20 protein-coding genes and 1 tRNA gene are annotated in these 20,097 nt (G+C 66.7%); 9 read left to right on the top strand and 12 right to left on the bottom strand.

Translation table 11 applies throughout. The annotated features are described in order from the left end of the window. Positions 1 to 31: 31 nt before the first annotated feature. Both ACZZZN_RS05510 and ACZZZN_RS05515 read left to right on the top strand, forming a co-directional pair. Positions 32 to 805, top strand: coding sequence for an ATP-binding cassette domain-containing protein (locus ACZZZN_RS05510; protein WP_463504189.1), 774 nt, complete (start codon positions 32 to 34; stop codon positions 803 to 805). A 97-nt stretch (positions 806 to 902) separates the two neighbouring features. Then, positions 903 to 978: transfer RNA gene (locus tag ACZZZN_RS05515), tRNA-Asn, on the top strand. Between the two features lie 140 nt (positions 979 to 1,118). Here ACZZZN_RS05515 and ACZZZN_RS05520 read toward each other — a convergent pair. After that, positions 1,119 to 1,634 carry a septum formation family protein gene (locus tag ACZZZN_RS05520; RefSeq protein WP_463504190.1) on the bottom strand — a complete coding sequence of 172 codons (516 nt, stop codon included), beginning with the start codon at positions 1,632 to 1,634 and terminating at the stop codon, positions 1,119 to 1,121. 120 nt (positions 1,635 to 1,754) lie between these two features. Next, positions 1,755 to 2,321 (bottom strand): peptide deformylase, encoded by a 567-nt coding sequence (gene def / locus ACZZZN_RS05525; protein WP_463504191.1) that lies wholly within the window; start codon positions 2,319 to 2,321, stop codon positions 1,755 to 1,757. A gap of 43 nt (positions 2,322 to 2,364) precedes the next feature. Between def and ACZZZN_RS05530 the strand changes: the two genes are divergently transcribed. Further along, positions 2,365 to 3,378, top strand: a complete 1,014-nt coding sequence (locus ACZZZN_RS05530) for a DMT family transporter (RefSeq protein ID WP_463504192.1) — start codon at positions 2,365 to 2,367, stop codon at positions 3,376 to 3,378. 58 nt (positions 3,379 to 3,436) lie between these two features. Here the strand turns inward: ACZZZN_RS05530 and pgl are convergent, their stop codons facing one another. From pgl to ACZZZN_RS05570, 8 genes are all read right to left on the bottom strand, one after another. After that, positions 3,437 to 4,222 (bottom strand): 6-phosphogluconolactonase, encoded by a 786-nt coding sequence (gene pgl, locus ACZZZN_RS05535; protein ID WP_463504193.1) that lies wholly within the window; start codon positions 4,220 to 4,222, stop codon positions 3,437 to 3,439. Continuing rightward, positions 4,222 to 5,157, bottom strand: a complete 936-nt coding sequence (locus ACZZZN_RS05540) for a glucose-6-phosphate dehydrogenase assembly protein OpcA (protein WP_463504194.1) — start codon at positions 5,155 to 5,157, stop codon at positions 4,222 to 4,224. Before ACZZZN_RS05540 ends, pgl begins: the two co-directional genes overlap by 1 nt. After that, on the bottom strand, positions 5,154 to 6,704 hold the full coding sequence (gene zwf / locus ACZZZN_RS05545) for a glucose-6-phosphate dehydrogenase (protein ID WP_194763286.1): 1,551 nt from the start codon (positions 6,702 to 6,704) through the stop codon (positions 5,154 to 5,156). Before zwf ends, ACZZZN_RS05540 begins: the two co-directional genes overlap by 4 nt. 22 nt (positions 6,705 to 6,726) lie before the next feature. After that, positions 6,727 to 8,334 (bottom strand): glucose-6-phosphate isomerase, encoded by a 1,608-nt coding sequence (locus ACZZZN_RS05550; protein WP_463504195.1) that lies wholly within the window; start codon positions 8,332 to 8,334, stop codon positions 6,727 to 6,729. Next, a complete protein-coding gene (gene tal, locus ACZZZN_RS05555; protein ID WP_463504196.1) occupies positions 8,331 to 9,443 on the bottom strand; it encodes a transaldolase in 1,113 nt (370 codons plus the stop codon). The genes ACZZZN_RS05550 and tal overlap by 4 nt, the downstream gene beginning before the upstream one ends. Beyond that, a complete protein-coding gene (gene tkt, locus ACZZZN_RS05560) occupies positions 9,440 to 11,536 on the bottom strand; it encodes a transketolase (protein ID WP_463504197.1) in 2,097 nt (698 codons plus the stop codon). The genes tal and tkt overlap by 4 nt, the downstream gene beginning before the upstream one ends. A gap of 267 nt (positions 11,537 to 11,803) precedes the next feature. After that, positions 11,804 to 12,385, bottom strand: coding sequence for a hypothetical protein (locus tag ACZZZN_RS05565; protein ID WP_463504198.1), 582 nt, complete (start codon positions 12,383 to 12,385; stop codon positions 11,804 to 11,806). Between the two features lie 254 nt (positions 12,386 to 12,639). Next, positions 12,640 to 13,188, bottom strand: coding sequence for a hypothetical protein (locus ACZZZN_RS05570; RefSeq protein ID WP_463504199.1), 549 nt, complete (start codon positions 13,186 to 13,188; stop codon positions 12,640 to 12,642). Between the two features lie 107 nt (positions 13,189 to 13,295). On the opposite strand from ACZZZN_RS05570, the gene ACZZZN_RS05575 reads away from it, so the two are divergent. Continuing rightward, positions 13,296 to 14,210: a heme o synthase gene (locus tag ACZZZN_RS05575; protein WP_463506552.1), complete on the top strand. Its 915-nt coding sequence runs from the start codon at positions 13,296 to 13,298 to the stop codon at positions 14,208 to 14,210. On the opposite strand, the gene ACZZZN_RS05580 is transcribed toward ACZZZN_RS05575, so the two are convergent. Beyond that, the gene (locus ACZZZN_RS05580) at positions 14,156 to 14,602 is read right to left on the bottom strand and encodes a hypothetical protein (protein ID WP_463504200.1); all 447 of its coding nucleotides are present in this window, start codon (positions 14,600 to 14,602) and stop codon (positions 14,156 to 14,158) included. The two genes, ACZZZN_RS05575 and ACZZZN_RS05580, sit on opposite strands and share 55 nt — an antisense overlap. A gap of 91 nt (positions 14,603 to 14,693) precedes the next feature. Beyond that, positions 14,694 to 15,803 carry a COX15/CtaA family protein gene (locus tag ACZZZN_RS05585; RefSeq protein WP_463504201.1) on the bottom strand — a complete coding sequence of 370 codons (1,110 nt, stop codon included), beginning with the start codon at positions 15,801 to 15,803 and terminating at the stop codon, positions 14,694 to 14,696. Positions 15,804 to 16,036: 233 nt separating this feature from the next. Here ACZZZN_RS05585 and sufB point away from each other — a divergent pair, with 233 nt between their 5' ends. From sufB to ACZZZN_RS05610, 5 genes are read left to right on the top strand one after another with little or no spacing between them, the layout of a single operon-like run. Continuing rightward, positions 16,037 to 17,455, top strand: coding sequence for a Fe-S cluster assembly protein SufB (gene sufB, locus ACZZZN_RS05590; RefSeq protein ID WP_053096457.1), 1,419 nt, complete (start codon positions 16,037 to 16,039; stop codon positions 17,453 to 17,455). Between the two features lies 1 nt (position 17,456). Further along, positions 17,457 to 18,662 carry a Fe-S cluster assembly protein SufD gene (sufD, locus tag ACZZZN_RS05595; protein WP_463504202.1) on the top strand — a complete coding sequence of 402 codons (1,206 nt, stop codon included), beginning with the start codon at positions 17,457 to 17,459 and terminating at the stop codon, positions 18,660 to 18,662. Beyond that, positions 18,659 to 18,985: a non-heme iron oxygenase ferredoxin subunit gene (locus ACZZZN_RS05600; protein WP_053096453.1), complete on the top strand. Its 327-nt coding sequence runs from the start codon at positions 18,659 to 18,661 to the stop codon at positions 18,983 to 18,985. The genes sufD and ACZZZN_RS05600 overlap by 4 nt, the downstream gene beginning before the upstream one ends. After that, positions 18,986 to 19,756 carry a Fe-S cluster assembly ATPase SufC gene (sufC, locus tag ACZZZN_RS05605; RefSeq protein ID WP_463504203.1) on the top strand — a complete coding sequence of 257 codons (771 nt, stop codon included), beginning with the start codon at positions 18,986 to 18,988 and terminating at the stop codon, positions 19,754 to 19,756. 10 nt (positions 19,757 to 19,766) lie between these two features. Beyond that, a complete protein-coding gene (locus ACZZZN_RS05610; protein ID WP_463504204.1) occupies positions 19,767 to 20,096 on the top strand; it encodes a metal-sulfur cluster assembly factor in 330 nt (109 codons plus the stop codon). Position 20,097: the final 1 nt, after the last annotated feature.

Raw genomic sequence — 20,097 nt, forward strand, 5'->3', positions numbered from 1 at the left:
CGTAGCCACCACCGCAGGGCAGGATGGGAACATGTCTGCCCGGCCCGAATCCACCAATGCGATCGACTGCTCCGACCTGGTGATCGACCGGATCGGACACAGCGGCCCGACCCGAGCGATCGACGGCGTCACGTTCTCTCTGGCGCCCGGTGGGCTGATCTGCGTCGCAGGTCCGACAGGATCGGGAAAGTCCACGCTCGTCGCCGCTCTCGCAGGTTCCACGGATGCCTCCGTGCGCGTCGTCGGCGGCACCGCGCAGGTGTGCGGGGTCGATGTGCGTCGGCCGGGGCGCAAGCATCGCGTGCTCACATACCGCACGGGATTCGTGCCTCAGGGAGCCGGAGCCGATCTGCCCCCGCAGCTCACGGTCAACGAGGTGATCGCAGAGCCGATCCTGATCCGCGAGAAGCGCGTCAACTCGAAGGCGCTGTCGATCCGTATCGCCACCCTGCTCGACGAGCTCCACCTGCCGCTCGGACTCGCGGCGAAGTTCCCTTACGAGCTCAGCGCAGGTATGCGCCAGCGCGTCGCGATCGCGCGATCGTTCGTGCTCGAGCCCCGTGTTCTCATCGCCGACGAGATACTCGCGAATCTCGACCTCGAAGTGCGTCCGGTCGTCTTCGACGCGATCACCCGTCGCCGTAAGGAGGAGGGGATGGGGGCGCTGCTGGTCACCAACGACGCCGACTTCATCCGCGAACTCAATGCCGAGACACTGATGCTCCGATCCGGTCATGTCGTCGCTCGAGGGGTCGGCAAGGACCTGCTCTGGGCGCCGAACGCCGAGGCGGATTCGCAGCCGTGATGGTGACCGCGAGCGACACGCCCGATGTGCGCCTGATGTCACGAGCACGTGCGGGAGTTTGCTAGGATTGACGAGTTGCCCGCGCAGCGGAGCACATTCCTCGGTAGCTCAATTGGCAGAGCAGCCGGCTGTTAACCGGCAGGTTCTTGGTTCGAGTCCAAGCCGGGGAGCCAATACCCCCGATCTTCGTCAGAAGGTCGGGGGTTTCCCTTTTCAGCCGCGTATTCCAGCGGATTCTCACTCGGGTGGTCCCCATATACAGGAAGGGGACCCCGCCGCCGGCGGAGTCCCCTTATGCTGATGCGCGATCTGATCAGCGCGCGGCGCCCGAAAGCGACCCTGTCGTCTGTCCGGCCTCGTCGAAGATGATGCACTGGATGACGCGGTCGTTCAGCTCGTCCCAGGTCTGCTGGGTCGGCGTGATCGTCGTCACCTGCAGGGCGGAGTCCTGGTAGCCGACTCCGACGAACGTCGTGTAGGCGTCGCCGATGCACTCCTCGGATGCTGCGTCCACGGCCTCGTCGGAGAACTCCCCGTCCTCCATCGTGATCTCGTGGTAGACCTCCATGTCGTGCGGCTGGTCGCACGGCACGACGTCGATGTCCTCGAGCTGTCCGGTTCCGCTGTCCATCGTGCAGTCGCCGAGCTTGAGCGCGAAGATGTCGATGTTGGCGCTCTCGGTGACCTGCCCGGTGTCCTCATCGCGGTCGGCATCTCCCGAGCCGCCGCCCAGGATGCCGTCGAGTGCGCTACAGCCGGTCAGAGCGAGCGACAGCGCCGCCGCGGCACCCGTGAGTGCCAGTGCGCGTCGAGTACGCAGTTTCATCATGATTTTCCCCTCCAGAGCCTCTTGGTGCGCGGGCATAGAGAAGCCCGCCTCAAGCACGCTATCCGCCTCGGAGTCTGTGATGCAACTCGGAAGACCCTGTGACCGGGCTGAAAGGTAAGGTCAGCCTTCCAAGTCGTCGACGCCCGGCATCCAGCTTGCGCCACCGCGGCCCCACCCGCGCTTCTTGGCGATCTTCTGCACCGTCTTCCAGTCGCCGTCCGAGAGGCGGTCGATGTAGAGGATGCCGTCGAGGTGATCGAACTCGTGCTGCATGATGCGTGCACGCCAGCCGTCGACCGCGATCTCGACCGGGCGCCCCTCGAGGTCGATACCGGTCACCCTCACTCGCTCCGAGCGCCGCAGCGCGAAGCGCTCGCCCGGGAACGAGAGGCACCCTTCGGATTCGAGATCGTCGTCGGGCGCGCCGGGCTCGAGTGGAACCATCCACAGCTCGGGGTTGATGATGACGCCGCGCCACGGCTCGTCGTCGTCATCGACATAGGAGTACGTGTACAGGCGCAGCGGCACGCCGACCTGGGGAGCCGCGAGACCGACGCCGGGAGCGGTGTCCATCGTCTCGAACATGTCGGCGACCAAGGTACGGATGTCGTCGGTGATCTCTTCGACGACGGAAGCGGGGGAGTGCAGGACGGGGTCGCCCATGATGCGAATAGGAAGTACAGCCACGCCATAACCCTACTCGGAGCATGTCGCCGGGTAGGGTCGTAGGGTGAGCATTTCCGTATGGACGACCGGGGCGGAAGACGTCACCGATCAGCTGGTCGGTGCATTCCAGAACCCCGGGCTGCTCCTCGGCATCCCCCTCGCCCTCGCGGGTGCCGTCTTCATGTCGCTCGGTGCGCAGTATCAGCACCGAGGCGTCGAGAAGGTCGAGCGGTTGAGCGGCTCGACCGGTACCAGCGGGCTCACCTTCGGTCAGGTGAAGGCGCTGCTCACCCGCCCCTCCTGGATCGCCGGCACGCTGATGCTCGGTCTGGCCGTCGTGTGCCAGCTCGCCGCTCTCGTGCAGGCGCCGCTCATCGTCGTGCAGCCCCTGGGCGCGATCGCACTCGTGATGACGACGCTGCTGAATGCACGTATCTCCGGCCATGCGCCCACCAGGCAATCGATCACGGCCATCGTGGCATGCGTGGGGGGTATCTTCCTCTTCGTCTTCTTCGCGGCGATCTTCGCGACCGAGAAAGACGTCACCGACACCGAGCTCTTCACGATCCTGGCGATCCTCCTGGTCGTGATCATCGTGCTCGGCGCGTGCTGGCTCGTCCTCCGCCACCGCATGCGCGCCCTCTTCTACGTGATCGGTGCCGGCATCCTCTACGGCTTCGTCGCGACACTCGCCAAGGTCGTCATCAAGCGCGTGCAGGCGGGTGACTTCGAGTGGATCACGATCGTCTGCGTGATCGCGCTCATCGCCGCTGCCGCCGTCGGTGCCTACTTCGTGCAGACCGCCTACAGCTCGGGCCCTCCCGACCTCGTCATCGCCGGCCTCACCGTCGTCGACCCGTTGGTTGCGGTCATCATCGGCATGACGATCCTCGGCGAGGCCGCCGCAGCCCCGCCCTGGGTGCTGGTCATCTTCGGCATCGCCGGGGCGATCGCGGTCTGGGGTGTCGTCGGGCTCGCGCGCTACCACCCACAGGTTCTGAGCGACAGTCAGGATCTCGGCATCACCCGCGGCAGCGATGCACCGGCTGATGGTCCGTCGAAGGACGCCGAGGCCTGACCGGCGCAGCGAAAACGCCGAGGCCCGAAGGCGCTCGGCGTTTCGACTGGAGCAACGATCAGTACGACTGATCGATGAGGTCTGGGGAGACCTCCGACGCTGCGGCGTCGTCGACGAAGAAGACCGTTCGCTTGCGCCCCTTCGCCCCGGCTACGGGCACGCTGGTGTAGCTGGCGCCGGCGAGAGCGAGGCCGAGAGCTGAGGCCTTGTCGGCCCCGGTGAGAACGAGCCACACACGCTTGGATGCATTGAGCACCGGGCGCGTGAGCGTGACCCGCTCGGGCGGCGGCTTCGGAGAGTTGCGCACCGGGAGGGCAGCGACATCGGTCACCGTCACCTCTTGGCGGTCGGGGAAGAGCGACGCGATGTGACCGTCGGGGCCCACTCCGAGGAAGCAGACGGCGAAAGACGGCCACGGGTGCTCATCGGTTCCGAACCGTGCGAGCTCGTCCGCGTACGCCGAGGCTGCCTCGTCGAGCGTCAAGCCCTCGCCTGCTGCGGCGACCTCATGCACGTTCTCCGGCGGCACCGGGATGTGATCGAGCAGTGCCGCACGTGACTGCACCGCATTGCGGTCGGCATCCGTCCGGGCGACGAAGCGCTCATCGCCCCACCAGAAGTGCACCAGCGACCAGTCGATGCTGTCCGAACGGGGATCTTCGAGCGTCGCGCGCAGGACCGCACTGCCCATGGAGCCACCGGTCAGGGCGACGTGGGCGATGCGGCCGTTGCGCGTGCGCGCGCGCAGCCGGGTGAGGAACCTGTCGGCCACCCGCGCAGCCAGTGCTCCGGGGGTGCTCTCGACCACGACCCGCTTCTCTGCGGGCGTCGGCTGCGTCGACATCATTCTCCTGTCTCGGGCGGGCCCAGCTTTTCCCAGCCCTCGGTGATCACTCGACCGTACAGGACGTCGGGGTCGAGGCGACGCAGCTCCTCAGCCAGGCACTCACGCAGAGTGCGGCGGGGCAGATGCAGATCGTGATCGGGCTGATCGGGCTGCGTGAGGACTGCGACCCCCGGCTCGGGGCGCTCGAGCAGGATGTCGCCGGACGCACGCGTCAGACGCACCGACTTGATGCCCTCCTGCCAGTTCTCCGGGTTCTCGTAGTGCCACGTGACCTTCACGTCGAGCGCCATCTGCAGCCATGCGGCGAGCAGGGCGGTGGACGGCGATGCCGAGCCTCCCCGCACCTCGACAGCGGTGACGTCTTCGAAGGGCGGCTGGTCGAGCACGGCCGCGAGCTGCTCACGCCAGTGGGTGAGTCGGGTCCACGCCAGATCGGTGTCGCCGGGCGCATGCGTCTCGCCGAGAAGCGCGAGCCGGTCGCGGACATCGGGAGCCGTCGCTGCATCTGTGATGCGGCGCTGAGCGATCTTTCCGAGTGGCGAGTTGGCGGGAGAGGCCGGAGCCTCCTCCGGCCACCATGCGACGACGGGAGCGTCGGGCAACAGGAGGCCGGTGACGAGGCTCTCCTCATTGCTCGCGGCGTCGCCGTACGCGTGGAGGACGACGACCTCGCTCGCGCCGGCGTCACCTCCGACACGGATCTGAGCGTCGAGGCGGGCATCGCCGTCGCCCGTCGTGAGCACGATGACGCGCATCGGATGCTCGCGGGAGGCGTCGTTCGCCGCATCGATCGCTGCTTCAGCGACGCCGTTGCGGGCGGAGATGATCAGCGTGAGCACGCGGCCGAGGGCCACGGCTCCGCCGTCTTCGCGCACCTTGACGAGCTGCTTGGCGACCTGGCTGACGGTCGTGTCGGGAAGGTCGATGATCACGGGCGTCTCCAGACTCGTCCGTCACGGGCAAGGAGGTCATCGGCGGATGCCGGACCCCACGAGCCGGGTGCGTACTGGTCGACCGGGCCGCCTTCGGCTGCCCAGAACTTCTCTACGGGGTCGAGGATCTTCCAGGAGAGCTCGACCTCTTCATGCCGCGGGAACAGCGGCGGGTCGCCCAGGAGGACGTCGAGGATCAGTCTCTCGTAGGCCTCGGGGCTCGCCTCGGTGAACGCATGGCCGTAGCCGAAGTCCATCGTGACGTCGCGGACGTTGGTGCCGTTGCCCGGAACCTTCGAGCCGAAGCGGATGGTGACGCCCTCATCGGGCTGAACGCGGATCACGAGGGCGTTCTGTCCGAGCTCGGAGGTGTTCGAACGGCCGAACAGGTGCTCCGGCGCCTTCTTGAACACGACGGCGACCTCGGTCACACGCCGACCGAGGCGCTTGCCGGTGCGCAGATAGAAGGGCACACCTGACCAGCGGCGCGTGTCGATCTCGAGCTTGATCGCGGCGTACGTCTCGGTCGCGGACTCGGGGTTCATCCCGTCCTCGTCGAGGAACCCGGTGACCTGCTCGCCGCCCTGCCATCCGCCGGCGTACTGTCCGCGGGCGGTGGCGAGGGAGAGGTCGTCGGGCACGTGCACCGCGGCGAGGACCTTCTCCTTCTCAGCGCGAAGGTGCTCGGCGGAGAGCGAGATCGGCTCTTCCATCGCGGTGAGCGCGAGCAGCTGCAGCAGGTGGTTCTGGATGACGTCGCGAGCGGCGCCGACACCGTCGTAGTAGCCCGCGCGGCCGCCCACGCCGATGTCCTCGGCCATCGTGATCTGCACGTGGTCGACGTAGTTGCGGTTCCAGATCGGTTCGTACAGCTCGTTCGCGAAGCGCAGCGCCAGGATGTTCTGGACCGTCTCCTTGCCGAGGTAGTGGTCGATGCGGAAGATCGAGTCGGCGGAGAACGCCACCTCGAGTGCGGCGTTGAGTTCACGCGCGGACTCGAGGTCGTGACCGAACGGCTTCTCGATGACGACACGACGCCAGCGCTCATCATCGTCGTCGTTCGCTCCGACGAGTCCCGAGTCCTTCAGCTGCTTGGCGACGAGCGGGAAGTCCTTCGGCGGGATCGACAGGTAGAACGCGTGGTTCCCCATCGTGCCGCGTTCGACATCGAGCTGGTCGACCGTCTCGCGGAGCTTGCGGAACGATTCGGGGTTGTCGAACTCGCCGCTGACGAAGCGGATGCCCTGCAGCAGCTGCGCCCACGTCTCCTCGCGGAACGGGGTGCGGGCGTGCTGCTTGACGGCGTCGTAGACGACCTGGGCGAAGTCCTGGTCCTCCCAGTCGCGGCGGGCGAACCCGACGAGCGCGAATCCGGGTGGCAGAAGACCGCGGTTGGCGAGGTCGTAGACGGCGGGCATGAGCTTCTTGCGTGACAGGTCGCCGGTGACGCCGAAGATCACGAGGGCACTGGGCCCCGCGATACGGTTCAGCCGGCGATCATCGGGGTCACGCAGCGGGTTGTGACCGCGCGAGATGGGAACAGACATCGGTGGGGGATTCTCCTGGCTGTTACTTCTGTGCTGCTTCGAAGAGGGTGAGGACGTCAGCCGACGAGTCGGTGATCGTCAGTGACACGACCGGTCGGCCGTGCTCGGCGAGGACACCGGCATCGCCGGCGGCCTGAGCCTCGATGAGCTGACCGAATGTGAACGGTCGTCCGGGGATCTCGAGATCCACCTCGGTGCGCTCCAGGATCTGCAGGAAGACGCCCTGTGCGGGGCCGCCCTTGTGATACTGGCCGGTCGAGTGGAGGAACCGAGGTCCCCAGCCGAAGGTGGCCGGCCGGCCGGAGTCGGCGGCGACCAGTTCGCGGATGCCCTGCAACTGCGGCACGTCGAGACGGTTCACGTAGGCCTGGATCGACACATAGCCGTCGACGGCGAGGCGTGCCCAGAGTGCATCGAGCACTCCTTCGACGGTGCCCGATGCTGCGAGAGCGGGGTCGGACACGCGGACCTCGACGCCGTTCTCGACGAACGCCGGGACGGTCGGGGCGGGACGTGCGTCGAGAAGACCGCGCGCGGCGACCTTCGCCGACTCGACGTCGGGCTGATCGAACGGGTTGATCCCGAGCAGGTAGCCCGCGATCGCCGTGGCGTACTCCCAGACGATGAGCTGCGCTCCCAGCGATCCGCTGACGAGGATCTCGCCTTCGTGGCGCTCTCGCAGGTGGAATTCGTTCGCGTCATCCACGAGCCGCACGATCTGCAGATCGGCCGGCTTCGATTCGAGCTCCGGGGAGACCGGGAGCAGGACGACCGGAAGGATTCCGGTGCCCGCCTTGCCGGTGGATTCCGCGATCAGCTGCTCGATCCAGTCGGGAAGACCGTTGATGTGCGTGCCGTCGGTGATGAGACCGAGCTTGTCGCGCCGTGGCACGGTCGCCGAGATCGCCGCGGCCAGTCGCAGAGCCGGGTTGTCCGCGGAATCGATCGCGAGCTCGAGCAGCGATGCCTCCGCCTCGCCCAGCAGCTCGTCGATGTCGACGCCCGCGAGCCCCGACGGCACAAGCCCGAAGGCGGTGAGCGCCGAGTACCGTCCGCCGACGTTCGGATCCGCGTTGAAGACACGGTATCCGGCCTCGCGAGCCGAGCTGTCGAGCGGCGATCCGGGATCGGTGACGACGACGATGCGCTCGACGGGGTCGATGCCGACGTCGCGGAACGCGGCCTCGAAGGTGCGTCGCTGCGAATCGGTCTCGACGGTGGAGCCGGACTTGGAAGAGACGACGAGAACGGTGTTCTCGATCCCCTCGTCGAGGGCTGCCAGCACCTGGCCGGGTGCCGTCGAATCGAGGATCGTGAGCGGCACGCCACTCGTCTGCGCGATCACCTCGGGGGCGAGCGAAGAGCCGCCCATGCCCGCGAGCACGACCCGGGTCACGCCCTTCGCGTGCAGCTCATCGCGCAGTGCTGCGATCTCCGCGACCAGCGGACGCGAGACCGAGACGGCCTCGACCCAGCCGAGGCGAGTAGCCGCCTCGGCCTCGGCCTCGGGGCCCCACAGGGTGGCGTCGCCGCCCGTCACGCGCGAGGCGATGAGATCGTGCACGAGCGCCGGCACGGTCTCATCGATGGCCGCTCGCGCCGCGCCCGAGGCGTGGATCGCGAATGTCATCGCTGCGCCTCGAGCCCTTCGCGCACCTGGGTGAGCAGGTCATGCCAGGAGTCGATGAACTTGGCGACGCCCTCGTCCTCGAGCACCTGGGTCACGTCGGTGAAGTCGATGCCGAGGTCTGCGAGGCCGGCGAAGACGGCGCGAGCCTCTTCGTAGCCACCCGTGATGGTGTCGCCGGTGACCACGCCGTGGTCGAAGGTCGCCTCGAGCGTCTTCTCGGGCATCGTGTTGACGACGTCCTTCGCGACGAGCTCGGTGACGTAGAGGGTGTCGGGAAGGGCCGGGTCCTTGACGCCGGTCGATGCCCACAGCGGACGCTGTGCGTTCGCACCGAGCTTGAGCAGGTCCTGAGCGCGCTTCTCGGCGAACTTCTGCTCGAAGAGCTCGTAGGCGAGACGGGCGTTCGCGAGTCCGGCCTTGCTCTTGAGCGCCTCGGCCTCGTCGGTGCCGATCGCGGAGAGACGCTTGTCGGTCTCGGTGTCGACACGCGACACGAAGAACGAGGCCACGGAGTGGATGCTCGACAGATCGAAGTCGGCACTGTGTGCCCGCTCGAGCCCGGTGAGGTACGCGTCGATGACCTCGGCGTAGCGCTCCAGGCTGAAGATCAGGGTCACGTTGACGCTGATGCCGGATGCGATCGCCTCGGTGATGGCCGGGAGTCCGGCCTTCGTCGCGGGGATCTTGACGAGCAGGTTCGGACGGTCGACCTTGGCCCAGAGCTGCTTGGCCTGTGCGACCGTGCCCTCGGTGTCGTGTGCGAGGTCAGGGGAGACCTCGATCGAGACGCGGCCGTCGACGTGGCCCGACTTCTCCCAGACGGGACGGAAGACATCGAGCGCCGCCGCGACATCCTGCGTCGTCGCGGCGAAGACTGCCTCTTCGGCGGTGGCGCCGGAGGCCGCGAGTTCGGTGACCTGCGCGTCGTACGACGTGTTGTTCTTGTCGGTGATCGCGTTGGCGAAGATCGTCGGGTTCGTGGTGACGCCGACGATGTTGCGGGTCTCGATCAGCTCGGCGAGGTTGCCGGAGGAGATCCGGGTGCGTGACAGGTCGTCGAGCCAGATGCTGACTCCGGCTGCGGCGAGGTCTGCGGTGGGGGTGCTCATGCGTTCTCCTTGATGGTCTCGCGTGCGGCCGCGATGACGGCCTCGGTGGTGATGCCGAACTTCTGGAACAGGGTCTTGTAGTCGGCGGAGGCGCCGAAGTGGTCGATGCCGACAGAACGGCCGCGGTCGCCCACGATGCCGCGCCAGCTGAGCACGGAGCCCGCCTCGACGGAGACGCGCGCGGTGACGGCCTTCGGCAGCACGGACTCGCGGTAGGCCTCGTCCTGCTCGTCGAACCACTCCAGTGAAGGAGCGGAGACGACGCGCACGTTGACGCCCTCTTCGGCCAGTGCGGCACGTGCGTCGACCGCCAGCTGAACCTCGGAGCCGGTCGCGACGATGATCACGTCGGGTGTGCCGTTCGGAGCCTCGGCGAGCACGTATGCGCCCTTCGAGACGCCGTCGGTCGAGGCGAAGACGTCACCGTCGGCCGCACCCAGGCCGCGCTCGAACACCGGGATGTTCTGACGGGTCAGCGCGATGCCTGCCGGGCCCTCGTGGCGCCGCAGGATCTCGAGCCAGGCGGCCGAGGTCTCGTTGGCGTCGGCGGGGCGCACCAGGGTGAAGTTCGGGATGGCGCGCAGCGTGGCGATCTGCTCGACCGGCTGATGCGTCGGGCCGTCTTCGCCGAGTGCGACGGAGTCGTGCGTCCAGACGAAGATGCTGGGCACGTTCATCAGCGCGGCCAGACGCACGGGCGGGCGCATGTAGTCGCTGAAGATGAGGAACGTGCCGCCGAAGGCACGCGTCGGGCCGTGCAGCACGATGCCGTTCACGATGGCGCCCATGGCGTGCTCGCGGATGCCGAAGTGCAGCACGCGGCCGTAGGGGTCACCCGACCACTCGTGGGTGGACCACTCGGCGGGGATGAAGGACTTCGAGTCCTTGATCGTGGTCAGGTTCGACTCTGCGAGGTCGGCGGATCCACCCCAGAGCTCGGGGAGCTCGGCGGCGAGTGCGTTGATGACCTGGCCGGAGGCCGCGCGGGTCGAGACGTCCTTGCCGCTCTCGAAGACCGGGAGAGCTGAGGTGATGTCCTCAGGCAGCGCCTTCGCCTCGAGGCGGTCGAGCAGGGCCTTGCGCTCGGGGTTGGCGGCTGCCCATGCATCGAAGGACTGCTGCCATGCGGCGCGGGTCTCAGCGGCGCGGTCGGCGAGAGCGCGGGTGTGGGCGATCACGTCGTCGGCGACCGCGAAGTGCTCCTCGGCGTCGAAGCCGAGGACCTTCTTGGTCGCGGCGAGCTCGTCTCCACCGAGGGCGGAGCCGTGGATCTTCCCGGAGTTCTGCTTGCCGGGCGAGGGCCAGCCGATGATGGTCTTCAGAATGATGAGCGAGGGCTTGGACGTCTCGCCCTTGGCTGCCTCGATCGCGGCGTTCAGCTCGGCGACGTCTTCGACGTACTCGCCCGTCTTCTTCCAGTCGACGGTCTGCACCTGCCAGCCGTAGGCCTCGTAGCGCTTGGCGACGTCTTCGGTGAAGGCGACGTTGGTGTCGTCCTCGATCGAGATCTGGTTGGAGTCGTAGATCGCGATGAGGTTGCCGAGCTCCTGGTGGCCGGCGAGCGAGGAGGCCTCGCTGGTGACGCCCTCCTGGAGGTCGCCGTCGCCGGCGATCACGTAGATGAAGTGGTCGAACGGGCTGGTGCCCGCTGCGGCCTCGGGATCGAAGAGGCCGCGCTCGTAGCGGGCGGCGTAAGCGAAGCCGACGGCGGAGGCGAGGCCCTGGCCGAGCGGGCCGGTGGTGATCTCGACGCCCTTGGTGTGGCCGTACTCGGGGTGTCCGGGGGTGAGCGAGCCCCAGGTGCGGAGCGCCTTGAGGTCGTCGAGCTCGAGACCGAAGCCACCGAGGTAGAGCTGCACGTACTGCGTCAGCGACGAGTGTCCGACCGAGAGGATGAACCGGTCACGGCCGAGCCAGTCGGTGTCGGTCGGGTCGTGGCGCAGCACACGCTGGTACAGGAGATAGGCGGCGGGAGCGAGACTCATCGCAGTGCCGGGGTGTCCGTTGCCGACCTTCTCGACAGCGTCCGCGGCCAGCAGGCGAGCGGTGTCCACCGCGCGCCGATCGATTTCTTCCCACTGCAGTTCCGACACGGTGAAGCCCTTCTCAGACAGTTCGAGAGCACCCGGAGAGCAGCATCGATGTCCGCGTCGTTACGGAAGGAATGTGATGTGCGCCGGGCACGCGAGTCTTTTCAGCATAGCGCTGTGATCCGACCCGTTACCTCCCTTTACAACGCGCGGCGAGGCGTGTAATTCCCGGGTCGACGGATCCTCTCCCGGGCTGCTGGAACCAGGGCTCATGACCTGCGAAACGCCGTGCCACACCGCCCGTCCCGCGGGGCTCGCAACGGCTGTGCGTCAGCATCCGATGCCGTCGGGATCCTCGGCGCAGGTGTGGGCGACGAGAGCAGTGTGGGCCTCGAGGATGCGGATGGTCTGAGGCGTGCCGGGAATCGTGATCTGCCCGGAGAGGGGGATCCAGCCCGTGCCGAGGTCGATCTCGACGCTGTAGCCGATGGCGACGGTGGCGGTGTAGTCGCCGCGCTCACCGTATACGTGCGTCGTCGGGGTCGGGGTGAACTGCGGCTGGCCGAGTGCTTGCCACGTTCTGCCCGGTGTGGTGAGGGTGGCCCTGATGTCGTCGCCATAGTCGTAGAGATAGGTGCTGGGGGTGAAGCGGACGGTGATCGGGACGCCGAACAGCTCACCGGTCTGGACCTGGATCTCCGGCGCTGCAGTGAAGTTGGCCGGGAGATCGGCGATGCCGACGTTGCCCGGTTCCGTCGTCGCTGCGGTGGGGGCGGGTGCGAAGCGAGCGAGATCGGCGATGGTGATCGTCGGAGTCGCTGGGGACGTCTGATCGCTCGGGATGCCGGCCGGTGGTACGTCGTCGGTCGGAGAGACGAAGGTCGAACAGCGGACGGTTCCCCCATCGTCCATGCACTCAGCGAGGCGGATGGCACGATCGCTGGGTGGTACCGGTTCGACGGGAACCTGCGGAGCGGTGTCGCTCCGACTGCCGGGTACTCCCGGCGTGTTCGGGATGGCGGGGGCGCCGGGGCGCTGTTGGGTGCCCGAAATCGTCAACGAGGAGGCGCCGTCGCTACCGACGACAACATCAGCGCCTCCAACGCCCTTATCGTCTCCCAAGCCCGCAGAGGCGAGAATCAGCGTTGCGACGACAAGTCCCACGGTTAACTGTTGCATTCAGATTCCTGATGGCGATCGGCGTGCTCGATCAGAAGGGTGTCGCTTGCCGCTACGAACCGGACGAGCAATGGGTTCACGTCGGGCCTCGATTCCGGCAGCACCGAGCGCCCGTCGGAGGTCGTCACGTCCGACCTGCTGACATCCACGCAGATAATCGCGGTCAGCGTCTCGAAGCGCGGCGAACGGTCGAACGCTTCGAAGTAGACCAGTTCGGTAGACCCAGCGAACGAAAACCCTTCGGCATGGAGTTCTGAGAGCGTCGTACGATCGGCCTCTTGGAAGTCGCCTGTCGTGAAGGAAAACACCGGCTCGAACGTCGCAGGATCCGCGAGGTCGATGGCATTGAATGCCTCGAGGTACGCCTGATAGACCTCCTCGGCGGCCGCGAAGGCTTCGGCTTCGCTCGCGAAAGCCGGCGTCGGTGTCGGGGTCGGGGTCGGCTCGACCGGAGCGCAGCCGCCGAGCAGCGACAGCAGAACGGGAAGCGCGGCGACCGCGGCGAGGGGGAGCACGGGGCGAAAGCGCGGATTCACCCGGTCACGGTAACCGTGATCGCGAAGGCGGCGGGCGCGTTATCCACAGCATCCCTGTGCCCTAGACTGGGAAAGCTGTCGTGACGCGTGCGGAGGAGGCGATCGAGATCTCGACGATGTCTGATCAGACCGTTGTGAAGAAGTCCATCGGTCGTACCGTGAAGGCGTACGTCGCCCTCACCAAACCGCGCGTCCTCGAACTGCTGCTCGTGTCGACCGTCCCGGTGATGTTCCTCGCCCAGGGCGGGCTGCCCGACATGCTGTTGGTGCTGGCGACCGTGATCGGCGGCTCGTTGAGCGCCGGATCCGCCGCCGCGTTCAACATGTATCTCGATCGCGACATCGATGCCCACATGCACCGCACGGAGAACCGTCCGCTGGTGACGGGGGAGATCACGCCACGCGGTGCTCTCATCTTCTCGTGGACTCTGGCGATCCTTTCGACGGTCTGGCTGCTCGTCACCACCAACTGGCTTGCTGCCGCACTCTCCGCATTCGCGATCTTCTTCTACGTCGTGATCTACACGATGATCCTCAAGCGTCGTACCGAGCAGAACATCATCTGGGGCGGCATCGCAGGGTGCTTCCCCGTGCTGATCGGCTGGGCCGCGGTCACGGGTTCGCTCGACTGGCCCGCGTTCATCCTCTTCGCGCTCATCTTCCTCTGGACGCCGCCGCACTACTGGCCGCTGTCGATGAAGTACAAGGATGACTACGAAGACGTCGACGTGCCCATGCTCGGAGTGACCCGCAATGCCTCGCAGGTCGGGCTCCAGGTCATCCTGTATGCCTGGGCCACCGTCGCCTGCTCGCTGCTGCTGATCCCGATCGCGAACATGGGCCTCGTCTACGGCGTCTCCGCCACAGTGTTCGGCGGATGGTTCATCTACGAATCACATCGCCTCTATAACCAGGCGGTGCGGGGGAACGAGGCGCGGCCGATGCGAGTCTTCCACGCCTCGATCACCTACTTGACGCTGATCTTCGTGGCCGTCGCGGTCGACCCGCTGCTGCCGTTCTGAGCGTCGTCTTCCTGAGCGGTCTCTGCGGCGGTGTCCGCGTCGACGGTCGCTTCGTCGGTCTGCGTGAGGTCGGTCTGCTCGACCTGGTCTGATTCGGACGTCCAGTCGATCGGCTCGACGACCACCGGTGCGGCCGACGGGATCAGTGCCTGTGCGGCGGTGAGCGCGATGGCGAGAAGGATGCCGAGCACTCCGGCGCCGAGCAGAGCCGCGCCGACGACGACGAGCGACTGGCCCACGTAGACCTCGATGCCGGTCGCCGTGCCGTCGAGCAGCGTGCTCGTCATCGTGCCGATCTGTCCGGCGATGAGCCATCCTCCGACGCCTGCCGAGGCGAGCGAGAGCACGAGGAGGAGCCAGAAGCCGATGCTGCGTGTCAGTGACTTGTTCATGCCCGCCACGTTGCACGACGAACTGATGAGCCTGTGATGTCGCGGCTATGCATCGCCTGTGCGCGGTCGGGCGGGCACAGGGCGCAGCGGGTCAGTCCCGGGTGTCGACGGGCTTCTTCAGGTGCAGCACGACGACGGTGTAGGCCGCCGCCGACAGCGAGGCCAGCACCATGTGGATGCCGACGAGCAACGGCGGGAGACCTTCGCGAGCCTGCCACACGCCCACGGCGACCTGCACGAGGATCGCGATCACCAGCACGAGGAGCCAGCGACGCGGTTCGAGTCGGAGAACCCAGGCCGAGACCGTCAGCGCGAGCACCAGACCCGCGAGGATGTACCCGGGCCATGAATGCACGTGCGCGAGGACCGTCGCGTCGAAGCCGTGCCGTAGAACGTCGGCGTCGCCGGAGTGCGGCCCGGAACCCGTGGTGAGGACCCCGAACACGATCGTGACGGCGAGAGCGAGACCGGTGACGTGGGTGAGGATGCCGAACCACTTGGGCACAGCTCGCTCGCGCGGTCCCGTGGCTGCATACAGGCGAACCAGGAACGCCGCAGTGACGCAGACGAGCAGCAGCGACGAGACGTAGTGGAACCCGACGATGAACGGGTTGAGCCCTGTGAGCACTGTGATGCCGCCCACGAGTGCCTGCGCGACGACTCCTGCGAGCACGATCCAGGCGAGGACGACGAGGTCTCGGCGTTCGGTGGTGAGGCGCAGCGACCGGACGATGGCAGCGATCACGGCCACGAGCAGCGCGCCCATCGCGAAGGGGGTCGCGGGGAGGTCGATGAGCGTCGCGACGAGGAAGACGACGCCTGCAGCGACGATTCCGCCCGCCGCGAACCGCAGCGCGGAGAACACCAGGCGCTTGCCGCCGACCCGTGCCAGCACGAGCAGCAGCACCGCGAGCGCGATGACGCCGACCACGCCCGTCATGACCCGGTTGCCGAATTCGATGATTCCGTGGATCCCCTGATCCGCGTAGATCGGCACGAGCGACTCGGGAGTGCAGAGCGGCCACTCGGAGCATCCGAGACCCGAACCGGTGAGGCGCACGGCACCGCCGGTGCCGATGATGATCGTCTGGGCGAGGAACGACAGCCACGCGAAGATGCGGAGTGCGCGGCTCCACAGGGCGGCGCGTGTCGAAGAAGCGGCCGGTGCGTGCGTGGGGGAGGAGATCGTCGTCTCGGGCATTGGTCTCTCCGAACCGCGTCGGACACGGCGAGCGGCCCTGTCTTCAGGCGGAACCTGTAGAATCGGATTGTTGTGATGAGCGCTGACCGCGCTGCACCATCACTAACAGTTTAGGCGCGATGGAAGCGCCGGTGATGAGGGCCCACCAACGGCACCCGCTCCCGCAGACTCGACGGGGATCAGGTGTGTCGGGGCGGATGACACCGTTTTGGGACCTGTGAGGAGAGTGTGTGATGTCGGATGTGCTGATCGACCGCCCGGAGCTTGATGGCCTGGGGGTGTATGAATTCGGATGGCACGATGAGGACGCCGCCGGAGCAATCGCCAAGCGCGGAATCTCTGAAGAGGTGGTCCGCGGGATCTCGGCGCTCAAGCACGAACCCGAATGGATGCTGAAGACCCGTCTCAAGGGATACCAGCTCTTCGGGCGCAAGCCGATGCCCACCTGGGGTGCAGACCTCAGCGAGATCGACTTCGACAACATCAAATACTTCGTGCGCTCCACGGAGAAGCAGGCGCAGTCCTGGGAGGACCTGCCTGCGGAGATCCGCGAGACGTATGAGCGCCTCGGCATCCCCGAGGCCGAACGCCAGCGTCTCGTTGCCGGCGTCGCAGCGCAGTACGAGTCCGAGGTCGTCTACCACCAGATCCGTGAGGATCTGGAGGAGCAGGGCGTCATCTTCATGGACACCGACACCGCACTCCGCGAGCACCCCGAGTTCTTCGAGGAGTACTTCGGCACCGTGATCCCGGCAGGTGACAACAAGTTCGCCGCGCTGAACACCGCCGTATGGTCGGGCGGATCGTTCGTCTACGTCCCCAAGGGCGTGCACGTCGAGATCCCGCTCCAGGCATACTTCCGCATCAACACCGAGAACATGGGCCAGTTCGAGCGGACCCTGATCATCGCCGACGAAGACAGCTACGTCCACTACATCGAGGGCTGCACCGCCCCGATCTACAAGTCCGACTCGCTCCACTCGGCCGTCGTCGAGATCATCGTGAAGAAGAACGCCCGCGTTCGCTACACGACGATCCAGAACTGGTCCAACAACGTCTACAACCTCGTCACCAAGCGTGCGGTCGCGCACGAGGGAGCGACGATGGAGTGGGTCGACGGCAACATCGGCTCCAAGGTGACGATGAAGTACCCGTCGATCTACCTGATGGGCGAGCACGCCAAGGGTGAGACCCTCTCGGTCGCATTCGCCGGCCCCGGCCAGCACCAGGATGCCGGCGCCAAGATGATCCACATGGCTCCCTACACGCAGTCGTCGATCGTCTCGAAGTCGATCGCGCGTGGCGGCGGACGTGCCGGATACCGTGGCGAGGTGCGGGTGGACGCCAATGCGCACCACTCGGCGAACACCGTGCGCTGCGACGCCCTGCTGGTCGACACCAAGTCGCGATCCGACACCTACCCGGCGATCGACATCCGGGTCGACGACGTGCAGCTCGGCCACGAGGCCACGGTCTCGAAGGTCAGCGAGGAGCAGCTCTTCTACCTGCAGTCCCGCGGCATGCCCGAGGACGAGGCGATGGCGATGATCGTGCGCGGCTTCATCGAGCCGATCGCACGCGAGCTGCCGATGGAGTATGCGATGGAATTGAACAAGCTCATCGAGATGGGCATGGAAGGATCGGTCGGCTGAGATGACGGCCCAGACGACGACGCCGACGGCGTCGCATCATTCGAGCGCGCATGTCGACCCGGCCGCGCAGGTCGCGGACGCCGGATTCGTTCCGGTTCAGACGCGTTCCGAGCGCCCCCATTCGTTCGAGCCGGCCGACTTCGGCACGCCGACCGGCCGCGAGGTCAACTGGAAGCACACTCCTGTCGCGAAGCTCTCGTCTCTCTTCGAGGTCGCAGGCCCCGCTGAGGGAGTGAGCTACACGTTCGGCGCCGGAGAGCAGTACGTCTCCGCGCCGCTCGCCGCCGGCGACGCTCCTCGTGGCGAGGTGTTCCTCGCCGAGGACGTCACCGCGGCCGTCGCCTGGCAGGGTGCGGCAGAGGCTCTGCACATCCGCATCCCTCGCGAGGAAGAGGTCGCAGAGCCGATCCTCGTCTCGATCGACGGTCTCGGCGCAGAACTGCGCGCCGATGCCCACATCGTGATCGAGGCTCTCGAGCACAGCTCGGCCACCGTCGTGCTTCAGCACACCGGAGCCGCGCAGTACTCGCAGAACGTCGAGATCATCGTGCGCGACGGCGCGAAGCTCACCGTCATCAGCCTGCAGCAGTGGCAGGATGCGGCTGTGCACACCTCGGCGCACCAGGCGCGGGTCGACGCGGATGCCACCCTCAAGCACTTCGTCATCAGCTTCGGCGGCGGCGTCGTGCGCGTGAACCCGAGCGTCGAGCTCGCGGGCGCCGGTTCCGAGGGCTACCTCTACGGTCTGTCGTACGCCGACGCCGGGCAGCACCTCGAGAGCCAGGTCTATCTGCACCACAAGGGTCCGCACACCAAGGGTGACGTGCTCTACAAGGGTGCCCTGCAGGGCCAGGGCGCGCACAGCGTCTGGATCGGCGACGTGCTGATCGGCGCCGACGCGACGGGCACCGACTCGTACGAGGCGAACCGCAACCTGGTGCTCACCGAGGGCGCTCGCGCCGACTCGATCCCGAACCTCGAGATCGAGACCGGAGACATCCTCGGCGCAGGCCACGCCAGCGCCACAGGTCGTTTCGACGACGAGCAGCTGTTCTACCTGCAGGCTCGTGGCATCAGCGAAGAGGAAGCACGCCGCCTCGTCGTGCTCGGCTTCCTCACCGACATCGTCCAGCGCCTGGGCATCCCGGCTCTGGAGACCGAGCTGCTCGACGCTATCGAGACGGAGCTCGCCGAGGTGAACGCGTGAGCGCCGAGCGCGTGTGCGGCGTCGCCGAACTCGAGCAGGACATGCCGATCCGTGTGGAGCCGAACGGCGTTCCGATCACCGTGATCAAGGACTCCGAAGGCGTCATCCACGCCATCGGAGACACCTGCACGCACGGCGACATCTCTCTCGCCGAGGGCTTCGTCGAGGGCGACACGGTGGAGTGCTGGGCCCATGGCTCCGCATTCTCGCTGCTCACCGGCAAGCCCCAGAACCTCCCCGCTTATGAGCCCGTTCCGGTCTACGTCGTCGAGATCGACGGCGACGACGTGCTCATCGACCCGACTGTGACGAAGGAAGTCTGAATGTCTGTTCTTGAAATCCGCGACCTGTACGTGACGGTCGAGACCGAGGCGGGTACCACCCCGATCCTCAACGGCATCAACCTCACCATGAACACCGGTGAGACGCACGCGATCATGGGCCCCAACGGCTCGGGCAAGTCGACCCTCGCGTACACGATCGCCGGACACCCGAAGTACACCGTGACGTCGGGGTCGATCACCTTCGACGGCCAGGACGTGCTCGAGATGAGCGTCGACGAGCGCGCTCGCGCCGGACTCTTCCTGGCCATGCAGTACCCGGTCGAGATCCCGGGCGTGACGGTGACGAACTTCCTCCGCACCGCCAAGACGGCACTCGACGGCGAAGCCCCCGCGATCCGCGGCTGGACCAAGGACGTCAAGGCGGCAATGGCGAACCTCCGCATGGACCCGAAGTTCGCGCAGCGCAACGTCAACGAGGGCTTCTCAGGTGGCGAGAAGAAGCGTCACGAGATCCTCCAGCTCGAGGTGCTCAAGCCGAAGTTCGCGATCCTCGACGAGACCGACTCGGGTCTCGACGTCGACGCTCTGAAGATCGTGTCCGAGGGCGTCAACCGTGCGAAGGAGACCACCGGACTCGGTGTGCTGTTGATCACGCACTACACGCGCATCCTTCGCTACATCCGTCCCGACTTCGTGCACGTGGTCGTCGCGGGCAAGATCGTCGAAGAGGGCGGCCCGGAGCTCGCCGATCGGCTCGAGGACGAGGGATACGACCGTTTCCTCGACCCCGCAGCCCCCATCGAGGCGTAGGCTGATTCGCATGACAGCCACCCTCACGGACCAGAAGTACGACGAGGTCACCGAGGCTCTCAAAGACGTCATGGATCCCGAGCTCGGGATCAATGTCGTCGACCTCGGCCTGATCTATGACCTCGCGTGGGACGACGAGAACGATGCTCTCGTCATCCACATGACGCTGACCAGTGCCGGTTGCCCCCTGACCGACGTGCTCGAGGATCAGACCGCACAGGCTCTGGAGAGTGTCGTCGATCGGTTCCGCATCAACTGGGTGTGGATGCCGCCGTGGGGACCTGAGAAGATCACCGACGACGGTCGCGACATGATGCGCGCCCTCGGCTTCGCCATCTGAG

This window comes from Microbacterium sp. AC145 (genome assembly GCF_979258505.1).